Origin of the sequence: Moritella sp. F3 (assembly GCF_015082335.1) — a bacterium.
GTDB lineage: Bacteria > Pseudomonadota > Gammaproteobacteria > Enterobacterales > Moritellaceae > Moritella.
In genome coordinates, this window is the sequence record NZ_BLRL01000020.1 from 53455 (window position 1) to 71243 (window position 17789).

Consider the following 17789-nt stretch of genomic DNA (forward strand, 5'->3'; position numbering starts at 1 on the left):
GCTCTGGGTGATAGACGGTATTTATAAATAAAACATAATATTTTCATTATCATTTATCCAAATTAAAGGCCGGAGATTTAGCCGAAATAATAATGTAGTTTGGCTTTGCATAATTACTAATTGATCACATTTCAAAGGAAGAAATCATCTCTTAAGTAGTAGTTTTTTTTCGGGGGATCTACGTGTGGATATTTTCATGGAATAGTTGCAGATTTATGCAATTGGTAAAAAATGCGCTAATGTATAGTTGAATTATATTTTTATAATTAGTAGGGCTTTTAGCTAAAAGGTTTGGGGTTATGCAGTTATTTTCTATTGTTTTAATATGCTTTTATTTTGGTTAAGCATGCATTTATAGGGTTGGATCTGGTGCGTTTTTTTATTGTTTTATGCAATTCAGTATGCACCTTGCAATAATTAGCTATCACAGTTTAATTTGATTTCAATCAAATTAAACTAAACGCTCTATCCTTTTTGTAGTTAGCTAGTGTTATCGGTATAATGCGCCTTTGCTATTATTTGAGGTAGGGTATGTCGGCCGAATATGACAATCGTTTTAGTGGTATTGCGCGTTTATATGGCGTTAAAGCACTGCAATTTTTTAGTCAAGCGCATGTATGTGTGATTGGTATCGGTGGTGTGGGTTCTTGGGCTGCTGAAACTTTAGCGCGTTCAGGCATCGGCAAGATCACCCTGATCGACATGGATGATATTTGCGTGACTAATACCAACCGTCAAATTCATGCCTTAAAAGATACTATCGGTAAGCAGAAAATTGATGTGATGGCTGAACGTATTCGTGCTATTAATCCTGAATGTATCGTGACGCCAATCGATGATTTTATTACGGTTGATGAAGTCGGCCTGCACATCAGTAAAGAGTTTGATTACGTTATTGATGCGATTGATAGCGTACGTTCAAAAACAGCCTTGCTAGCACACTGTAATCGCCAAAAAATTAAATGCATTACCATTGGTGCTGCGGGTGGTCAAATCGACCCAACTCAAATTCAAGTACTGGATTTATCTAGAACAAATCAAGATCCATTAGCGGCGAAAGTGCGCTCTGATCTGCGTCGTTTACATAACTTCAGCAAAAACCCAACGAGTCGCTTTGGTATCGAGTGTGTATTCTCTACCGAGCAATTAATTTACCCTGGTACAGATGGCGAAGTGTGTTCGACTAAGAACTTTCTTGATGGCGCAACAGGCATGGATTGTTCAAGTGGCTTTGGTTCTTCAACGGCGGTGACGGCTAGCTTTGGTCTAATCGCCGCGTCGCGAGTATTGAAAAAGTTAGCTGAACGAGAAGCGCGTTATCGTCCAGAGTAAGGTTTGAATAAGATTTAATAAATGATGGAAACCAGCTGATACTCTCTGTATTCGCTGGTTTTTTTGTATCTAGCGCCCGCCTTTATTTTTCTCTGGACTCAATAGGCCTCAAGGTAATCGCCTTTAATTCGGTTATGTTAATAAGTTGTGATACCATTCAAACACATGTTTGAAAAACAAAACTGATCACATCAAGTAAGGAAACAAGGTATGAGTAAAGTATTTATTGTTGCAGCAAAGCGTACGGCCCTTGGTAGTTTTGGTGGCAGCTTAGCCGGTGTTGATGCGGCTACGTTAGGTGCAACGGCAATCAAAGGAGCGTTAGCTGCTGCAAAGGTTAACCCTGAGCACGTTGATGAAGTGATTGTTGGTAATGTGATTAGTGCTGGACAAGGCATGGGCCCTGGTCGTCAAGCGGCGATGCAAGCGGGTATTCCTGCTCGAGTGCCTGCTTATACGTTAAACATGATCTGTGGTAGTGGCATGAAAACCATCATGGACGGTGCTGCACACATTAAAGCCGGTGATGCGGACATTGTGGTTGCTGCTGGGATGGAAAGTATGTCTAACATTCCTTATTTGATGCCAGCGAAAACGCGTTTTGGTTCTAAAATGGGTAACATGACCATGGTTGATGCAATGATCAATGATGGGCTGACGGACGTATTTAATAATTACCATATGGGCATGACGGCGGAAAATATTGTTGAGCAGTTTGGTTTAACCCGTGAACAACAAGATACGTTTGCAGTGGGCAGCCAACATAAAGCGGTTGCAGCTATCACGGCTGAACGCTTCGTTGACGAAATTATCCCCGTTGATATAAAAGTACGTCGTCAAACACAAAGCTTTGCGACTGATGAATATCCAAAAGATAATACCAGTGTTGAGGGCTTAGCTAAACTGCGCCCAGCATTTAAAGCGGATGGTTCAGTGACGGCGGCAAATGCATCTGGTATCAATGATGGCGCGGCGGCGATCATCTTAGCTTCAGCTGCTGCAGTAGAAAAATACGGTTTAGAACCGATGGCAGAACTGATTGCTTATGGCCAGGGTGGTATTGATCCACAAGTGATGGGGTTAGGTCCGGTACCTGCGATTGAACAAGCATTGAAACGTGCGGATATGTCATTGGAGCAAATGGAGTTGTTAGAACTTAATGAAGCCTTTGCAGCACAAGCGCTAGGGGTAATGACTAACCTGACTCAAGAGCATAATGTGGATATGGATTGGTTTGCAGATAAGACCAATGTTAACGGTGGTGCGATTGCACTGGGTCACCCATTAGGTGCTTCTGGCGGTCGTATAACGGTAACGTTATTACACGAAATGCAAAAACGCGGTGTTGATTACGGCCTCGCATCGCTGTGTATTGGCGGTGGTATGGGGACGGCGTTGATCGTTAAAAACTTGCAGAAGTAATCGTGAAATAGCTTTTTGATGACGATAACGTGTAAGTGGTGAACATGATTCACTTACACGTTACGATTAAAACGCCTTTAAGCCGCTTTAATTGCAGCAATAACGGCTTTTAAACCGTTACCACGAGATGGACTAAGTTGTTGCATAAAGCCCAATTGTGCAAAGTAATCATCAACATCAAACGCGGCGATCTCGGCACGGGTTTTCCCGTTAACTGCAGCTAATAATGTTGCCATTAAGCCTTTAACAATACGGGCATCAGAATCTAACCCAAACCATAATCGCTCGTCATTATCGCAATGCAAGGCTAACCAAGCTTGGCTTTCGCAGCCTTTAATTTGATTTTCTGCTATTTTATAATCATCACTTAATGCTGGGATCTTATTACCCAGTTGGATCAATTGGCGGTATTTATTTTGCCAGCCAGCTTGTGCGGTTAATAACGTCAGCACATCTGTGCTAGTGATAGTGTTGCCAAATGGACTTGACGAGAAATCGGTCATGAATATTCCTGATTATTCTTGTAGTAGCTACCAGATGTGGTCTGGCAGGGGATAATTAATCTTCTTCGACTGAGATAAATTGACCTGTGGTAGTCAGTTCTATTTCAACTTTTTCGTTGTTAGCGTTACGCGCTTTAATTTCATAGCGATTATCGTCATAATCAAATTCAACTTTAGAAATATCATGAAAACCTTGTTCAACAAGCAGTTCAATCACTTGCGCGATGGATTTTTCTGGCTGATCATTCGCAGGATTAGCAAGTGTTGCTGGACTTAGTAAAATCAGTATTAAGTAATAATATTTTAGCAAAATTTGACCCTGTTAATGTTCTATTCATTTAAACAACGGTACTCTATAACCTATGAAAATACGAATTTTATTAACTGTCATGCTAATCTTTATGTCATGGCAAAGTGTGGCAATGCCGCATATCGAATACGAAGAAGATCTTGACGAAGTCACGGCAGCGGTGAAGGCGAAAGAGATCAGTCCGTTTATTGATTTACTCGCCATTATTGAGCGTGATTTTAACGGTCGAGTAATTAAAGTCGAACTAGAAAAAGACGATGATTACAGTGAAGATGATATTTGGATATACGAAATCAAAATTCTCGATGCCGATCGTAATGTGGTCAAAGCAGACTTTGACGCTAAAACGTTCCGTTTGTTAGCCATTAAAGGTCATAAACTCGAACGTTTTTTTAATCAGAATAGGTAAGCATGAAAGTATTAATCGTTGAAGATGAACCGCAACTAGCCCAACAAATGCAGCAGCAATTAACTGCACAGGGCTTTATCGTTGATTGTGCTTATGATGGTGAAGAGGCGCATTTTATGGGCTCGACCGAAACTTATGATGCCGTAGTGCTCGATCTGGGCTTGCCTAAAATTGATGGTTTAACGGTATTGAAAAAATGGCGCGCTGAAAATTTGGCGATGCCCGTTATTATTCTTACCGCGCGGTCGTTATTACACGAAAAGATTGAAGGCTTGAACGCGGGCGCTGATGATTACCTCGCAAAGCCTTTCCAAATGGGTGAGCTCGTTGCACGTTTACAGGCTTTAGTACGCCGTGCAGCAGGCAAAGCGTCGTCGATTGTTACCGTTGGCGATATTCGTTTAGATATCTCGGCATCAACGGTCACTAACGCTGGTTTGAGCGTGACGCTGACGGCGCATGAGTTTAAGGTGCTGAGTTATTTAATGCTCCACCTTGGTCAAGTGGTCTCTCGGGCTACCTTGATTGAACATATTTACGCGCAAGATTTTGATCGTGATTCCAATACTATCGAAGTATTTGTTGGCCGATTACGTAAAAAACTCGGCAGTAAAATGATCGAAACGGTACGAGGATTAGGTTATAGGATCGCACTGGATTGAAACGTTTTTCATTAAAAAATAGATTATTGTTTGCTGCAGGTGGCTGTTGCGTGGTGCTGATCCTGATCACTGGGTTTACCGTGCAGCGTTACATGCAAGACTATTTACGTAGCGAATTGGTGACCAAATTAACCTTATCGCTAGACGAATTATTAAGTCGCCTTGAAGTGCAACCGCCCACGCTAGATTCCGCTAATCGCTATATGCCCTTTGATGTCATGCCGATTAACTCCTTGTCCGAACCGCGATTTAACCAACCTTATTCGGGACTTTATTGGCAAATCCAAACCGATAATCAAGTGTTGAAACGCTCGCGTTCATTATGGGAAAAACAACTGACTTTTAGTCATTTGAATAATGAATTTGGTCTTGATGACTTTGTGACGGAAGGCCCTACTGGCAAAGCACTTATGGTGCTGCAACAGAAAGTAAAATTACCTGATAGTGAAATGTTTTTTTGGGTTTCTGTGGCACAAGAAAGTAGCAGTTTAACGCTCGCATTACAGGGCGTTAATCGCAGTTTATTAATCGGCCTTGGACTATTGGCGCTGGCTGTTATGCTTTTGATCTTATTGCAATTAACTTGGGGTTTACGGCCGTTAACGACATTGCGAAAAGAGCTAGCTGAAATTGAAAATGGCGATAAAGCGCATTTTCAGCACCATTATCCGCAAGAAATCGATCCACTGGTTAAAGATATTAACCGCTTGTTGGTACATCATCAGCAGTTGCTAGAAAAGGCGCGTACCAATGCCGGTAATATGGCGCACGCATTAAAAACACCTTTGAGTATTATGCAAAATGAATTGGCTCTGCCGCAACCGCCACAACGACTTTTGTTGCAACAACAGCTACAGCAAATGCGCCAACATATTGAATACCATTTATCATCCTCGCAAATAGCGGCGAAGCAGTTATTAGGCGCTAAATGCAGCCCGCACCAACAATGTAGCAGTGCCGTGTCGGCTTTTTCACGTTTGTATGCTAGCCGTAATATTGCCGTTGAACTTACCTTTGACGAGGCGTTAACAGTTGCTGTTGATGGCCGTGACTTTGATGAAATGGCTGGTAATTTGATTGAGAATGCATATAAATGGGCGACATCACGTATTGTTATCTCAGCGGTTGTGGTTGACGGCTTACTGCAAATGACGATTGCGGATGATGGTCCTGGTATGAGTGACGCAGATTGTCAGTTGGTATTGGATCGTGGTCAACGTTTAGACGAACAAACCCCAGGTCATGGCCTAGGGCTTAATATCGCAGCAGAAATGGCGCTGATGTATCAAGGCAAGTTGGTATTACAGCGCGCATCGCTTGGCGGTTTAGCGGCGCAATTAGCATTGCCGCTACGAAACCGTTTATAAAAGCTTGATACTTTCGACTTCTACTTCAGGTGTCGAACCACCTTCAAATTCACCAAAGATGCGTAGCTTGGTGTTGTTATCAATGGCTACTGGTAGCTTGATATCATCGTCAAGTTCAACAATAACTTGGCCTGTAGCGTCGGCGAACATGTATTTGTCTGCGCTGATTTGGTGGATTAACTGACCTTCCAATACCACGTTAGCTTCGCTGAAACTGCCTATGTTTTCTAGGTTTTCCTCTACTGTCGTGACGTTCATTGCTGGGCCTGTGTAATTAATCGATTGTTTGTTGTGCTCATCATGGCCATTACCTTTTGCCATTGCTAATGTTGGTAACATAACGATCGTTGCTGCGAGTGCGATAATTGTTTTCTTTAGCATCTTAAATCTCCTGAAAACCTGCGGCTTTCGTTTGTTGTTATTGCTGCTGCTATTGCCGTTGTCGTCGTAGCCGCAGCGCCTAATCAATGTTGATGATGCTATTAAACAACATTGATACTGAATACAATCTGAGTGCGTTGTTCATATTCAGTACATGTTTGGAGATGGCTTTGTTTTCACGTTTTATAGCGACGCTCTTATAACGCGTGATTAGAGTAAGTCGAGTAGCTCATTCAATGCTTTAATGAAAAAATCGATTTCTGCTTTGGTGTTATAAATGGCTAGAGAAACGCGTATGGTGCCGGATAGTTTTAGGCTGTGCATCAAGGGTTGGGCGCAGTGATGCCCAGTACGCACGGCGATACCTTGTAAGTCGAGTAACATACCGACATCGCCATTATGAGCGTCACCAATAATAAAACTGACGCCGCCTGCGCGGTGCTGCGGTGAGCCAATGATTTTAATTCGTGGCATCTTTTCCAGTTCAGCCGTGGTGTACGCCAGCAATGTAGCCTCGTGGCTTGCTAGTGCTTGACGGTCATAACTGTTTAAAAATGTCATGGCGCGGGCTAGGCTAATCGCTCCAGCTATATTTGGGGTTCCGGCTTCGAATTTAAACGGTAATTCGTTATACGTGGTGTGTTCAAAACTCACGGCTTTAATCATCTCGCCACCACCTTGCCACGGCGGTAATTGATTTAATGCTTGTTCTTTGCCCCAGAGCACGCCGATACCGGTTGGGCCATACATTTTATGTCCAGAGAACACATAAAAATCACAGCCCAGCGCTTGTACGTCAACATCCCAATGCGAAATAGCTTGAGCGCCGTCGATTAATACTTTAGCACCGACTTGTTTCGCTAATGCGATGATCTCCTCAATCGGGTTCACCGTACCGATTGCATTGGATACATGGCTAACTGCCACTAACTTGGTTTTAGCGCTCAGGAGCTGTTTATAGGCCTGTATATCGAGGTCTGTAGACGGTAATAGCGGGATAACCTTGATAATCGCGCCTGTGCGTTGTGCGAGCATTTGCCAAGGCACGATATTAGCGTGATGCTCCAAGGTCGAAATGATGATCTCATCACCCGCTTGGATGCTTGTCGTTAAACAATTGGCAATTAAATTTATGGCTTCGGTGGTGCCACGGGTCCAAATGATTTCTTTACTGCTATTGGCATTGATAAACTGCGCACAGATATCACGGGCATTTTCATAAGCCGACGTCGCTTGCGCACTTAATGCGTGCGATGCGCGGTGGACATTAGCGTTGATATCACGATAATAAGTATTAATCGCCTCAAGCACTGATAATGGCTTTTGACTGGTGGCTGCATTGTCCAAATAAATTAACGGATGATCGTTTACTTGTTGGGATAATACGGGGAACTGTTGTCTGAGGTTAATTAATTCAATATCGCTAAGCATGGTGGTAAACTCACTATCAAGGAGTGGGGATTATAACCTGAAAAAATGCCTTACGCATTTGTACATTTCGGTGAATTTAAATAGTTTTTGCAATTATTATGATTTAATTTTTATTGCTTGTTTTTGGCCTTTTTTTTACCTTTTAAACTGTTTTATTGCATTTGTGCTCACAAAATCACCGTTGCAGTCTGTTTTTAGCGCGATTTGTCTGTAGTTAAAGATGGTGATATTTTGCACTATTATTGATTTGTGTTTGGCTTTACTGTATAAACCGAGCTTTAAAAGTATACCTAGTAGCTTCAAATGCGACTATGTAGACACTTATATTTGAAGTTATTGGAGCACACTATGTCAAAAGTATGCCAAGTCACTGGTAAAAAACCAGCTGTTGGTAACAACGTTTCTCACGCAAAAAACCGCACACGTCGCCGTTTCTTGCCAAACCTACATTCACACCGTTTTTGGGTTGAGAGCGAAAACCGCTTTGTTAAATTACGTCTTACTGCTAAAGGTATGCGTATTATCGATAAGAAAGGTATTGATTCAGTTTTAACTGAAATGCGTGCCCGTGGTGTTAAGGTTTAAGGAACTAGATTATGCGCGATAAAATTCGTTTGAATTCATCTGCTGGTACAGGTCACTTCTATACTACAGATAAGAACAAAAAAAACATGCCTGAAAAAATGGAAATCAAAAAGTTTGATCCAGTTGTTCGTAAGCACGTTATCTACAAAGAAGGCAAAATCAAGTAATACTTGATTGCGTTTTTGATGTATAAAAAATGCCAGTTATTTATAACTGGCATTTTTGTATGCAAATTTTGCTACAATCTAACCTCTACCTCTTTTCCTAATGTTTTAGTCTGGTGTTGCCCTTATGAAAATGAATCCCCGTCAGGATGAAGCTGTTAAATATATTTCTGGTCCATGTTTGGTACTTGCTGGTGCAGGCAGTGGTAAAACGCGTGTAATTACCACTAAAATTGCCCACCTAGTACAGAACTGTAGTTATGATGCCAAGAATATTGCTGCGGTAACCTTTACCAATAAAGCGGCGCGTGAGATGAAAGAGCGTATCGCTCAGACGTTAGGTAAAAAAGAAGCTAAAGGCTTGATGGTTTCAACATTCCATACCTTAGGGCTAAACATTATTCGTAAAGAATATAAAACCTTAGGTATCAAACAGGCATTTACCCTGTTTGATGATCAAGACCAATTAGCGCTATTAAAAGAGCTGACACAAGAGACGTTAGAAGAAGATAAAGAACTTATCGACCAATTACGCAGCGCTATTTCGAATTGGAAGAATGAGTTGGTACTGCCGCCACAAGCAATTGCCCGTGCGCAGATGCCACAAGACAAATTATTTGCTCAGTGTTATGACGATTACCTCCGTCACATGAAAGCCTATAATGCGTTGGACTTTGATGATTTGATCATGATGCCGACGTTGTTATTACGCTTGAATGATGAGGTGCGTGAACGCTGGCAAAATAAGATCCGTTATTTATTGGTGGATGAGTATCAAGATACTAATACCAGCCAATATGAATTGGTGAAACTGATCGTAGGCCAGCGCGCTAAATTTACCGTGGTAGGGGATGATGATCAGTCTATTTATTCATGGCGTGGCGCACGACCTGAAAACCTGACGTTACTACAAAATGATTTCCCTGGTTTGAAAGTGGTGAAGCTCGAGCAAAACTACCGTTCGACGCAGCGTATTTTAAAAGCCGCCAATATCTTAATTGATAATAATCCGCATGAGTTTAGTAAACGCCTATTCAGTGAATTGAGTTATGGTGAACCGATTAAAGTATTCACCACTAAAAACGAAGAGCATGAAGCTGAAAAAGTAGTATCAGAACTGCTTGCGCATAAGTTTATGGCGCGTAGTGAATACAAAGATTACGCCATCTTATACCGTGGTAACCATCAGTCGCGATTATTTGAAAAAGCGTTAATGACTAACCGTATTCCGTATAAAATCAGCGGTGGTACGTCATTCTTCTCGCGCGCCGAGATCAAAGACATGATGGCGTATTTACGCTTGTTAGTGAATCCAGATGACGATAATGCCTTTTTACGCGTAGTGAACGTACCGCGTCGTGAGATTGGCCCGACAACATTAGAAAAGCTCGGTAATTACGCCAACCTGCGTAATATCAGTTTATTCGCGGCCAGTTTTGAAATGGGACTTGAGCAGACATTAACGGGGCGTGGTTTACTTGCCGTTCGTGGCTTTACCCGCTGGTTAGTTGAGTTATCAGACCAAGAGCAACGTAGCGATAGTATCGATGCTGTGCGCGATATGGTGCGTGATATTCATTACGAAGATTGGCTATACGAAACCAGCACCAGTGCGAAAGCGGCTGAAATGCGCATGAAGAATGTCTCTGAGTTATATCGCTGGGTAACAGAAATGCTCAAAGGTGATGATCTGGATGAAGAGATGACGCTAGCACAAGTGGTGACTCGATTAACGTTGCGTGACATGTTAGAGCGTAATGAAGATGAAGACGATTCTGATCAGGTGCAACTGATGACGTACCATGCTTCTAAAGGTCTGGAATACCCGTATGTATTCATGGTCGGTATGGAAGAAGGTATCTTGCCGCATCAAAGTTCGATTGATGATGATCCAAATGTCGAAGAAGAACGTCGTTTAGCGTATGTGGGTATTACCCGAGCGCAAAAGGTACTGTTCATGATGTTATGCAAAGAGCGTCGCCAATTTGGTGAAGTAGTGAAACCTGAGCCAAGCCGCTTCTTGTTAGAGTTACCGCAAGATGATCTGGAATGGGATTTACGTAAAAAAGCGGATTCGCCAGTAGAAAAACAGGCGAAAGGTAAACGTGGTGTCGCCAATCTTAGAGCGCTTTTTAATAAATAACGTTAACAAGTAACGTTAATAAATCGCTTATTAGAGCTCTAATAAGCGATTAACTTGCCTATAATCCATTGGTTTCGCGATATAATTACCTTGGCCAAACTCACAGCCTAACTCCACTAGTTTGGCATGCTGCTGCTGACTTTCAATCCCTTCGACAATCACCTTGAAGCCCATATCATGGCTAATATCTCTGATCACGCGGATCAAGGATAAGTCCTTTTTTGACATCAGCATGCGATTGGTAAAGTGGCTGTCTATTTTGACGAAATCAATCGGGTATTTAAAGAAGGCATTGAGTGAGCTAAAACCACTACCAAAATCATCTAACCCCACCAGAACACCAACTTGGCGCAATTTCTCCAGTGCGCGGATAGCAAATTTATTGTACGCCATGCATTGGTGCTCTCTAAACTCAAGCACCAAACAATTTGGTGGTATTTGTTGCTGCTGGATAATGAAAATTAAATGTTCAACGGCACCATCCAAAATCAGGTGCTTGGCGGATAAGTTCATGGTTAACATGATCTGCTGATTATCAGCGTGTGAGTCATGCCATTTCTTCAACTGCAAGCAGGATTGATAAATAATATGCAGATCGAGGGCGATGATAATATCGGTGTTCTCTGCTAATGAGATAAAACTACGATTATTGTCACCACTGTGGTCATTATGACTAATGCTACAACTGCGGCTGTCTTCATGCCAATGCGCAATGACTTCAAAACCAATCAGCTGATTGCTGTTTAATTGAATGATCGGCTGGTAGTAAGGCTGTATATCGTTGTTAATGATCGCTCGAGTGAGTTTTTCTTGTTGCTGTATGACTTGGGTGTTTTGACTTGGCGTTGGTAGCGCTGTGGATAAATGATAATGGCCTAAGCCTTGCAGCTGTGCATTTTTTAGTGCGATATCGGCATCTTTTAGTACCTGACTTACGGAGTGTGGTGCTTGCTGTAAGCTAATGCCGATACTACTGCTGCAGAGAATTTTATAGTGGCTAACCTGAAAGCTAAAGCGAAACTGTGATTGGATCTCTTTGGCTAGGTCTACGGCGCTATCGGCATCGCTAATATCTGTTTTTAGTAAGGCGAACTCATCACCCTGCAAGTTGACTAAACAATCATTACTTGAGGTTAATGATTGTAAGTGCTCACGGATAGAGGTGATTAATTTATTGCTGAGATCACTGCCAAAATTACGTTCCACTTCAGCGATGTTATCGACTTTTATCAGTAATAACACAAAACGCTGTTGGGTATGCTGCAATAGCTGTAATGCGGATTTGAGCTGCGTTAGAAAGAGAGCACGCTGAGTGCGCAATGAATGAGACAAAGCCAAACTGATGAGTTTAGTGGTATGTGGTTGCTGATGTACTGAAAGACGGTCCTTGTTCACAATTGGCATCCTAATGGTCTTTAATCACTAAAAAAACGAAGTCTTATAGTGATAAAGTCTAGCAGTGGATAACTGTGGGTCAAAAAAAGCCACTAAATAAATTAGTGGCTCTATCGAAAGTCTGTGTCTTATAACGGCTTAGCGTCATAATTTTTTGTTATAACATTACTCTGGGGTAGTGTTATAGACCTTGGATCATGTAATCAACTGCGGCCTGTAGTTCATCATCAGAACATGAAGCACAAGTACCACGTGGCGGCATCACACCATTTAAGCCTTCGATTGCGTGGCGATATAGTGTGTCTTTTCCTTGAGCAATACGCGGTGCCCACTGATCTGCATTACCTTTAATTGGGGCGCCAGCAAGGCCACTACCATGACACATATTACAAGTCGCAGTATAAACTTGTTCGCCTGAACGCGGTTCTGCTGGTGTTGAACTTTTGGCAACAACAGGAGCAAGTTCACCTGGTAGGTATACTTGGCCAACAGGAGCAATACGTTCTGCAACTGACTCAGCAGAATTGTGGCCTGCGTTTACAGTGAATGCAAATAGCAATGATGCTGATAAAGTGATTAGAATATTTCGTAGTTTATGCATGCTCTTTTTAGCTCCCTAATTAATGGTATTGTTAGTCAGTGGGTGACTTTTGTTATAATTAATCCCTAGTACTGCTGGGCATTATATCCTTACCTAGCCTTAGGTTAAATAGTTGTAACAGTGTTTGTTGCATTTTACTTGGTTATAAAAGATACAGGCTACGTGGTGATACGACATTTTCCGACCGAATAACCGAATTTGCCTAGACGAGATCCGTTGTTGGACGTAAGATATTGTTTATGCGTCCGTAGCTCAGTTGGATAGAGCGCGCCCCTCCGGAGGGTGAGGTCGGAGGTTCGACTCCTCTCGGACGCACCATTATAGTTATTATAGTCGTAGCTTGATGAATGATAAATGGCGGTTGTAGCTCAGTTGGTAGAGCCCCGGATTGTGATTCCGGTTGTCGAGGGTTCAAATCCCTTCAGTCGCCCCATTATCTACCAGATTTAGAAAAGCCCGTAATGCTTCAGTGTGTTACGGGCTTTTTGCTTTCTAATACTTTACAATCAAAATATTGCTGGCGATATGTTATTACTATTAATTTCGGTATATCGTTATGTCACCTTGTGTTTCATTGAAATTGAAGCTTGGAGCTTATAGATGCCTTTTAAAATAATTGTCTTTGTCTTTTCGGTAATATTGTTTTCATCTTCTATTCATGCCGCAAAAACGTATGATTTTGCTACTCGCAGTCCTGGAATTGATGCTTTTGCTTATGACGGCATTAACTTTACCAAAAAACCATCAGACAATACTTCTCCAACAAGGGCATATTCAGGTCTTGAATATACAAGAGTATCAACAAATGATAATACGAATAATATCATTTGGACTAATCAAAATAATGCCTATCCGATGGTTAGGTATGTCTTTGAGTTAGATGAAGCAGAGGCTGACATACAGCGATTAGACTTTTTTTGGAATGGTAAGGGTATTAACGATAAACATAATCAAGACGATGGTGTTGTGTTATATCTTTGGAATTATAGCAGCAATGGTTATGTTGAAATTGATAACTCAGGCAATACAACAGCTGAGGTTGATTTAACACATACTATTACAGCAAATATCGCTAATTACATTGATGAAAATAACAATAATAAAATAACTTTATTAGTTGTTTCAAATGATAACGTTAAAGGTTGGCGTGATAATAAAATTAGAACTGACTACGTAAGTGTTGAAGTTAAGGGAAAGGCGGTCGATCTCGAACCTATTTTAGACTATCGTTTTGACGAATGTAGCTACACTGGAAATAACGGTGATGTTATTGATCAAATTGGTGATTTTAATGGTATGTCCAATGGCATGTCAAAGCCGATAAATGAGGCTGTAATCAATACATCGCTCGATTTAAGTGAAAATGGTACCAGTGATTGGGTTCATGTGCCTAGCGGTGCGGTTGATGGTTTAAATGACTTTTCAGTGTCGGTCTGGTTTAAAACTGCGGAAAATAAGACGCAACAAGAAATATTTCATGCGCTAGGAGGAGATGATAGAGATGATGAGGATGATGAATTAGAGATATTCCTAAGGGAAGGGGACGATCGCGGGGGCAAGGATATTGTTTATATTAAAATAAAGGATGATAAAAAAGAAATAGAAAGTAATATTGAGTTAACAAATAATACCTGGCACCACTTGGTCGTAACAAGAGAAGGTCATGGTGTATGTTTATTTATTGATGGAGCACCACAACAATGTGTTAGTGTTGATGATGCAGACGCATTGTCGGTAAGGCATCCTAATGCAGTAGTTATTGGTCAAGAACAAGATGATTTTGGTGGTGATTTCAGCACTAGTCAAAACTTTGAAGGTCAGTTGGATGAATTTAAAATTTTTGATGGAAAATTATCTTCTACTCAGATAACGAGTATTTATCAAAACGAATCGCTAGGGCGAAATTTTGATGGTAGCACGCGCCTACCGGCTGTTTGTTCCGCAGCTGAGCCCGTATTAGAATATCGCTTTGATGAAGTGAGTTGGGACGGCACGCCCAATGAAGTCGATAATAATTTAAGTCATAACCATGATGGCCAGGCCTTTGGGAAGGCGACAACGACTAATAATACAGAAGGGCAGATATGTAGGGCGGGTAACTTTAGTGGTCTAGGTGAGCCAGGTTATCCAGGTGATTATATTAACGTTAGTGGTATTAATGAATACCTAAAAGATTCCGCGAGCCTCTCGTTTTGGATTAAAACCAGTCAACCTGGAAATAATACTGCTTGGCAAGCTCCTGGGATATTGGGTGTTGAACAAATTGGAACTGGTAATGATATTTTTTGGGGCTATTTGGACGGTGCTGGTCGTATCGGCATCAAAAAAGGTAATGGTGCCGCAGCTGTATCAAGCGGTAACGTTAACGACAATGAATGGCACCACGTGGTATTGACCCGAAATATCGATGATAATGTTGTTGAGGTATTTGTTGACGGCGTGAGAGGGCCTAATGGTCGAGCTCAATCGGAATCTGGTGTTGTTAGTACGACTTTTTCAAGCATTGGTCGAATTGAAAATAGAGATCAAAATAATAACGATAATAATGGGATTAGTAAGTATTTTATTGGTCAACTCGATGAATTACTGATTTACAATTCAGTATTATCTCAATCCGACGTAAGTTTTATTTATGATAATCAGAATAATAAGAGAAATTATGATGGTAGCACAGACCGATTTTGTCCCTCAGAACCTTCGAAAATAGATCATTTCGAAATTGAACACGATAGTTATGGTTTAACCTGTGAAGCTGAGATTATAACGGTCAATGCTTGTTTGGATGCAAGCTGCTCAACGTTAAGTAATAAGCCGGTGACTCTCGATGTCAAAGCGTTGGGCTCTAGTTCAGTTGTTCATGAAATTAGTTTTACCGGTACAGGTGCTGCGAGTATTCCATATACAACTGCTGGTTCAGTTATTCTATCGGTGGAGGATGCATCTATCACGGCTGAAAATCCAACTGTATGTGTTGGTGGTAGCAGTAGAACCCCCTGTTTAATGACGTTTGCTGACTCAGGTTTTCGGTTTACAAGTAGCATAAGCTCGAATGGTATTCCAACACAGTTATCTGGAAAACCGTCAAACGTGGGCTATAATCGTTCGACTTTAGCCCTACAAGCAATAAAAAAGAATACTGTAACGGGTGTATGTGAAGCCGCTCTTATCGGCACGACACTGATTGAATTATCCGCTGAATGCATTGAGCCTGCTACCTGCAAAAGTAATGTAAAAATTAATAGTACAACGATAACTAACCCCAATACCCCTGTTAGCCTAGATTTTGGTGATGAAGATAATAACGCCGCAACTTTTAATTTAACTTATCCTGATGCAGGTAAAGTGCAGCTACATGCGCGATATAATATACCTGTAGATGGCGATCCGTCTGGTGATTACATGAAAGGTAGCAGTAATAGTCTAGTGGTTCGGCCTTTTGGTTTTTCTATTGAGGCTGCTGATAATCCTAAGGCTGAGTCTGCCGCCGATGCAAAATATAAAAAAGCAGGTGAGAAGTTTACGACTAGTGTAACCGCAGTGCAGTGGCAGGCTGGGCAAGATAACGACAACGATGGAATACCTGATAGTGGTCGTGATTTAAGTAATAATAAGGCGACACCAAATTTCGGCCAAGAAAATACTGCGGAAACGGTTATTTTAACTCATCAATTAGTAGCCCCTTCTGGTGGCTCGCTTGGTAGTTTATCGGGCAATACAATTATGAGCTTTACTTTAGGTGAAGGGAAAACGACTAATTTGTCTTGGTCAGAAGTTGGTATTATAGATTTAACGGCAAATTTGAGTTCATCATCTTATCTCGGTGTCGGCCCAATTACTGGTACAACTCCTTATGTTGGTCGGTTTATTCCTGACAACTTTCAGCAAATCGTTATTGAGCATGGCACTTTGTTTGCTACGTGTGGAGCTAACTCCCCGTTTGCTTATAGCGGTCAAATGGATGAAACGGATGACACTATCGGTGCGATTACATATTTAACGAAACCAGTATTAAATATCACTGCTCATAATACACAAGGCGAGCTAACTAAAAATTATACCGGTGACTTCGCTAAATTAATGTTTTTGAAGACTGATGATAAGAATAAGATTAGTTTTAATGCACCAGTGACAACTCACTCTAATGGCCTAGCTTTAACTGGTAAGTTCCCTGAACTCGGTGATATCGTTGATTTAGGTAATGGATTGTTAACATACACATTATCTCAAAATGATAACTTTGTTTATATTCGTGATGCAGATAGTGAAATCGCTCCTTTCGATGCCAGCTTTGATCTACCTTTTGATGTATTTAAAGATTCTGATGGCATCACGTTTAAAGCGTCGGGTGATAATGGGGATTATTTTGAAACGCCAAAATTTAATAGTGCTTCCGATAACACTGTGGAAATTCGCTTTGGCCGACTAGTATTGCAAAATAGCTTTGGTCCAGAGATGGTAAATCTTACTCAGCAGCTGCAAGTAGAATATTTTGATGGTAATAATTTTATTGTCTCTGCCGATGATAATTGCTTAAGTTATGATGACGCTAAGCTTTCGTCTAGCCCTGATATCGATACTCTAGGCGGTACAGGCCCATTTATTGACGGTGAAACTCGATCTATTCAACTCGATGCGCAAGATCCTGATAGCGCTGGTACTATTAATGTCTTATATGATACTCATAGTTGGTTGGAGTTTGATTGGGACAATGTAACTGGTTATGATGACCCTTTTGCCATTGCTACCTTTGGCTTATATCGTGGCAATGATCGCGTTATCTACAGAAGAAAAGTAGTTGATTAATATGTTGATAATAAGTGCAGTAGAGCTAAGTGAAATCGAGTTAGTTAAATAAGGTTTGATTGTTTTTTACACTAGTGCTGTTCGAATTCATCCCTTTTTAATTGAAAATAACAAAATATGTGCTTTTTGGTTAAAAAGACTTGCAGACTTACACACAATATCTATAATGCGCACACTTGTTAAGAATGATGCATTCTAACTTGTATGTTCGGTGATTAGCGCAGCTTGGTAGCGCACCTGGTTTGGGACCAGGGGGTCAGAGGTTCGAATCCTCTATCACC

15 protein-coding genes and 2 tRNA genes are annotated in these 17789 nt (G+C 41.3%); 11 read left to right on the plus strand and 6 right to left on the minus strand.

Annotated elements, in window-relative coordinates; all coding sequences use genetic code 11:
* Window positions 1-531: 531 nt before the first annotated feature.
* Complete coding sequence (gene tcdA, locus JFU56_RS21070) at window positions 532-1332, plus strand: tRNA cyclic N6-threonylcarbamoyladenosine(37) synthase TcdA (protein ID WP_198439218.1); 801 nt, start codon at window positions 532-534, stop codon at window positions 1330-1332.
* Window positions 1333-1542: 210 nt separating this feature from the next.
* Entirely contained in the window at window positions 1543-2754 is a 1212-nt protein-coding gene (locus JFU56_RS21075; protein WP_198439219.1) for an acetyl-CoA C-acetyltransferase, read from the plus strand.
* Between the two features lie 77 nt (window positions 2755-2831).
* Here the strand turns inward: JFU56_RS21075 and csdE are convergent, their stop codons facing one another.
* Both csdE and JFU56_RS21085 read right to left on the minus strand, forming a co-directional pair.
* A complete protein-coding gene (csdE, locus tag JFU56_RS21080; protein ID WP_198439220.1) occupies window positions 2832-3257 on the minus strand; it encodes a cysteine desulfurase sulfur acceptor subunit CsdE in 426 nt (141 codons plus the stop codon).
* A gap of 55 nt (window positions 3258-3312) precedes the next feature.
* The gene (locus JFU56_RS21085; protein WP_198439221.1) at window positions 3313-3567 is read right to left on the minus strand and encodes a PepSY domain-containing protein; all 255 of its coding nucleotides are present in this window, start codon (window positions 3565-3567) and stop codon (window positions 3313-3315) included.
* 52 nt (window positions 3568-3619) lie between these two features.
* Between JFU56_RS21085 and JFU56_RS21090 the strand changes: the two genes are divergently transcribed.
* From JFU56_RS21090 to JFU56_RS21100, 3 genes are read left to right on the plus strand one after another with little or no spacing between them, the layout of a single operon-like run.
* The gene (locus tag JFU56_RS21090) at window positions 3620-3976 is read left to right on the plus strand and encodes a PepSY domain-containing protein (protein ID WP_198439222.1); all 357 of its coding nucleotides are present in this window, start codon (window positions 3620-3622) and stop codon (window positions 3974-3976) included.
* 2 nt (window positions 3977-3978) lie between these two features.
* A complete protein-coding gene (locus JFU56_RS21095; protein ID WP_198439223.1) occupies window positions 3979-4638 on the plus strand; it encodes a response regulator transcription factor in 660 nt (219 codons plus the stop codon).
* Window positions 4635-6005 (plus strand): ATP-binding protein, encoded by a 1371-nt coding sequence (locus tag JFU56_RS21100; RefSeq protein ID WP_198439224.1) that lies wholly within the window; start codon window positions 4635-4637, stop codon window positions 6003-6005. Before JFU56_RS21095 ends, JFU56_RS21100 begins: the two co-directional genes overlap by 4 nt.
* Here the strand turns inward: JFU56_RS21100 and JFU56_RS21105 are convergent.
* Both JFU56_RS21105 and JFU56_RS21110 read right to left on the minus strand, forming a co-directional pair.
* On the minus strand, window positions 6000-6386 hold the full coding sequence (locus JFU56_RS21105; RefSeq protein ID WP_198439225.1) for a YgiW/YdeI family stress tolerance OB fold protein: 387 nt from the start codon (window positions 6384-6386) through the stop codon (window positions 6000-6002). The two genes, JFU56_RS21100 and JFU56_RS21105, sit on opposite strands and share 6 nt — an antisense overlap.
* Before the next feature lie 210 nt (window positions 6387-6596).
* Window positions 6597-7817: a cysteine desulfurase gene (locus JFU56_RS21110; protein ID WP_198439226.1), complete on the minus strand. Its 1221-nt coding sequence runs from the start codon at window positions 7815-7817 to the stop codon at window positions 6597-6599.
* 348 nt (window positions 7818-8165) lie between these two features.
* Here JFU56_RS21110 and rpmB point away from each other — a divergent pair, with 348 nt between their 5' ends.
* From rpmB to rep, 3 genes are all read left to right on the plus strand, one after another.
* Window positions 8166-8402: a 50S ribosomal protein L28 gene (gene rpmB, locus JFU56_RS21115; protein ID WP_019442412.1), complete on the plus strand. Its 237-nt coding sequence runs from the start codon at window positions 8166-8168 to the stop codon at window positions 8400-8402.
* Between the two features lie 11 nt (window positions 8403-8413).
* Window positions 8414-8569, plus strand: coding sequence for a 50S ribosomal protein L33 (gene rpmG / locus JFU56_RS21120; protein ID WP_017222427.1), 156 nt, complete (start codon window positions 8414-8416; stop codon window positions 8567-8569).
* A gap of 124 nt (window positions 8570-8693) precedes the next feature.
* Window positions 8694-10709: a DNA helicase Rep gene (gene rep / locus JFU56_RS21125; RefSeq protein ID WP_198439227.1), complete on the plus strand. Its 2016-nt coding sequence runs from the start codon at window positions 8694-8696 to the stop codon at window positions 10707-10709.
* Between the two features lie 30 nt (window positions 10710-10739).
* Here the strand turns inward: rep and JFU56_RS21130 are convergent, their stop codons facing one another.
* Together JFU56_RS21130 and JFU56_RS21135 are read right to left on the minus strand one after the other, a co-directional pair.
* Window positions 10740-12113: a GGDEF domain-containing phosphodiesterase gene (locus JFU56_RS21130; RefSeq protein WP_198439228.1), complete on the minus strand. Its 1374-nt coding sequence runs from the start codon at window positions 12111-12113 to the stop codon at window positions 10740-10742.
* Between the two features lie 172 nt (window positions 12114-12285).
* Complete coding sequence (locus tag JFU56_RS21135) at window positions 12286-12705, minus strand: cytochrome c5 family protein (protein WP_198439229.1); 420 nt, start codon at window positions 12703-12705, stop codon at window positions 12286-12288.
* Between the two features lie 241 nt (window positions 12706-12946).
* On the opposite strand from JFU56_RS21135, the gene JFU56_RS21140 reads away from it, so the two are divergent.
* The 3 genes from JFU56_RS21140 (at window position 12947) to JFU56_RS21150 (ending at window position 17508) form a co-directional block, all read left to right on the plus strand.
* Window positions 12947-13023 (plus strand) — tRNA-Arg (locus tag JFU56_RS21140).
* Between the two features lie 39 nt (window positions 13024-13062).
* A tRNA-His gene (locus tag JFU56_RS21145) sits at window positions 13063-13138 on the plus strand.
* Window positions 13139-13305: 167 nt separating this feature from the next.
* The gene (locus JFU56_RS21150) at window positions 13306-17508 is read left to right on the plus strand and encodes a LamG domain-containing protein (protein WP_198439230.1); all 4203 of its coding nucleotides are present in this window, start codon (window positions 13306-13308) and stop codon (window positions 17506-17508) included.
* Window positions 17509-17789 lie beyond the last annotated feature (281 nt).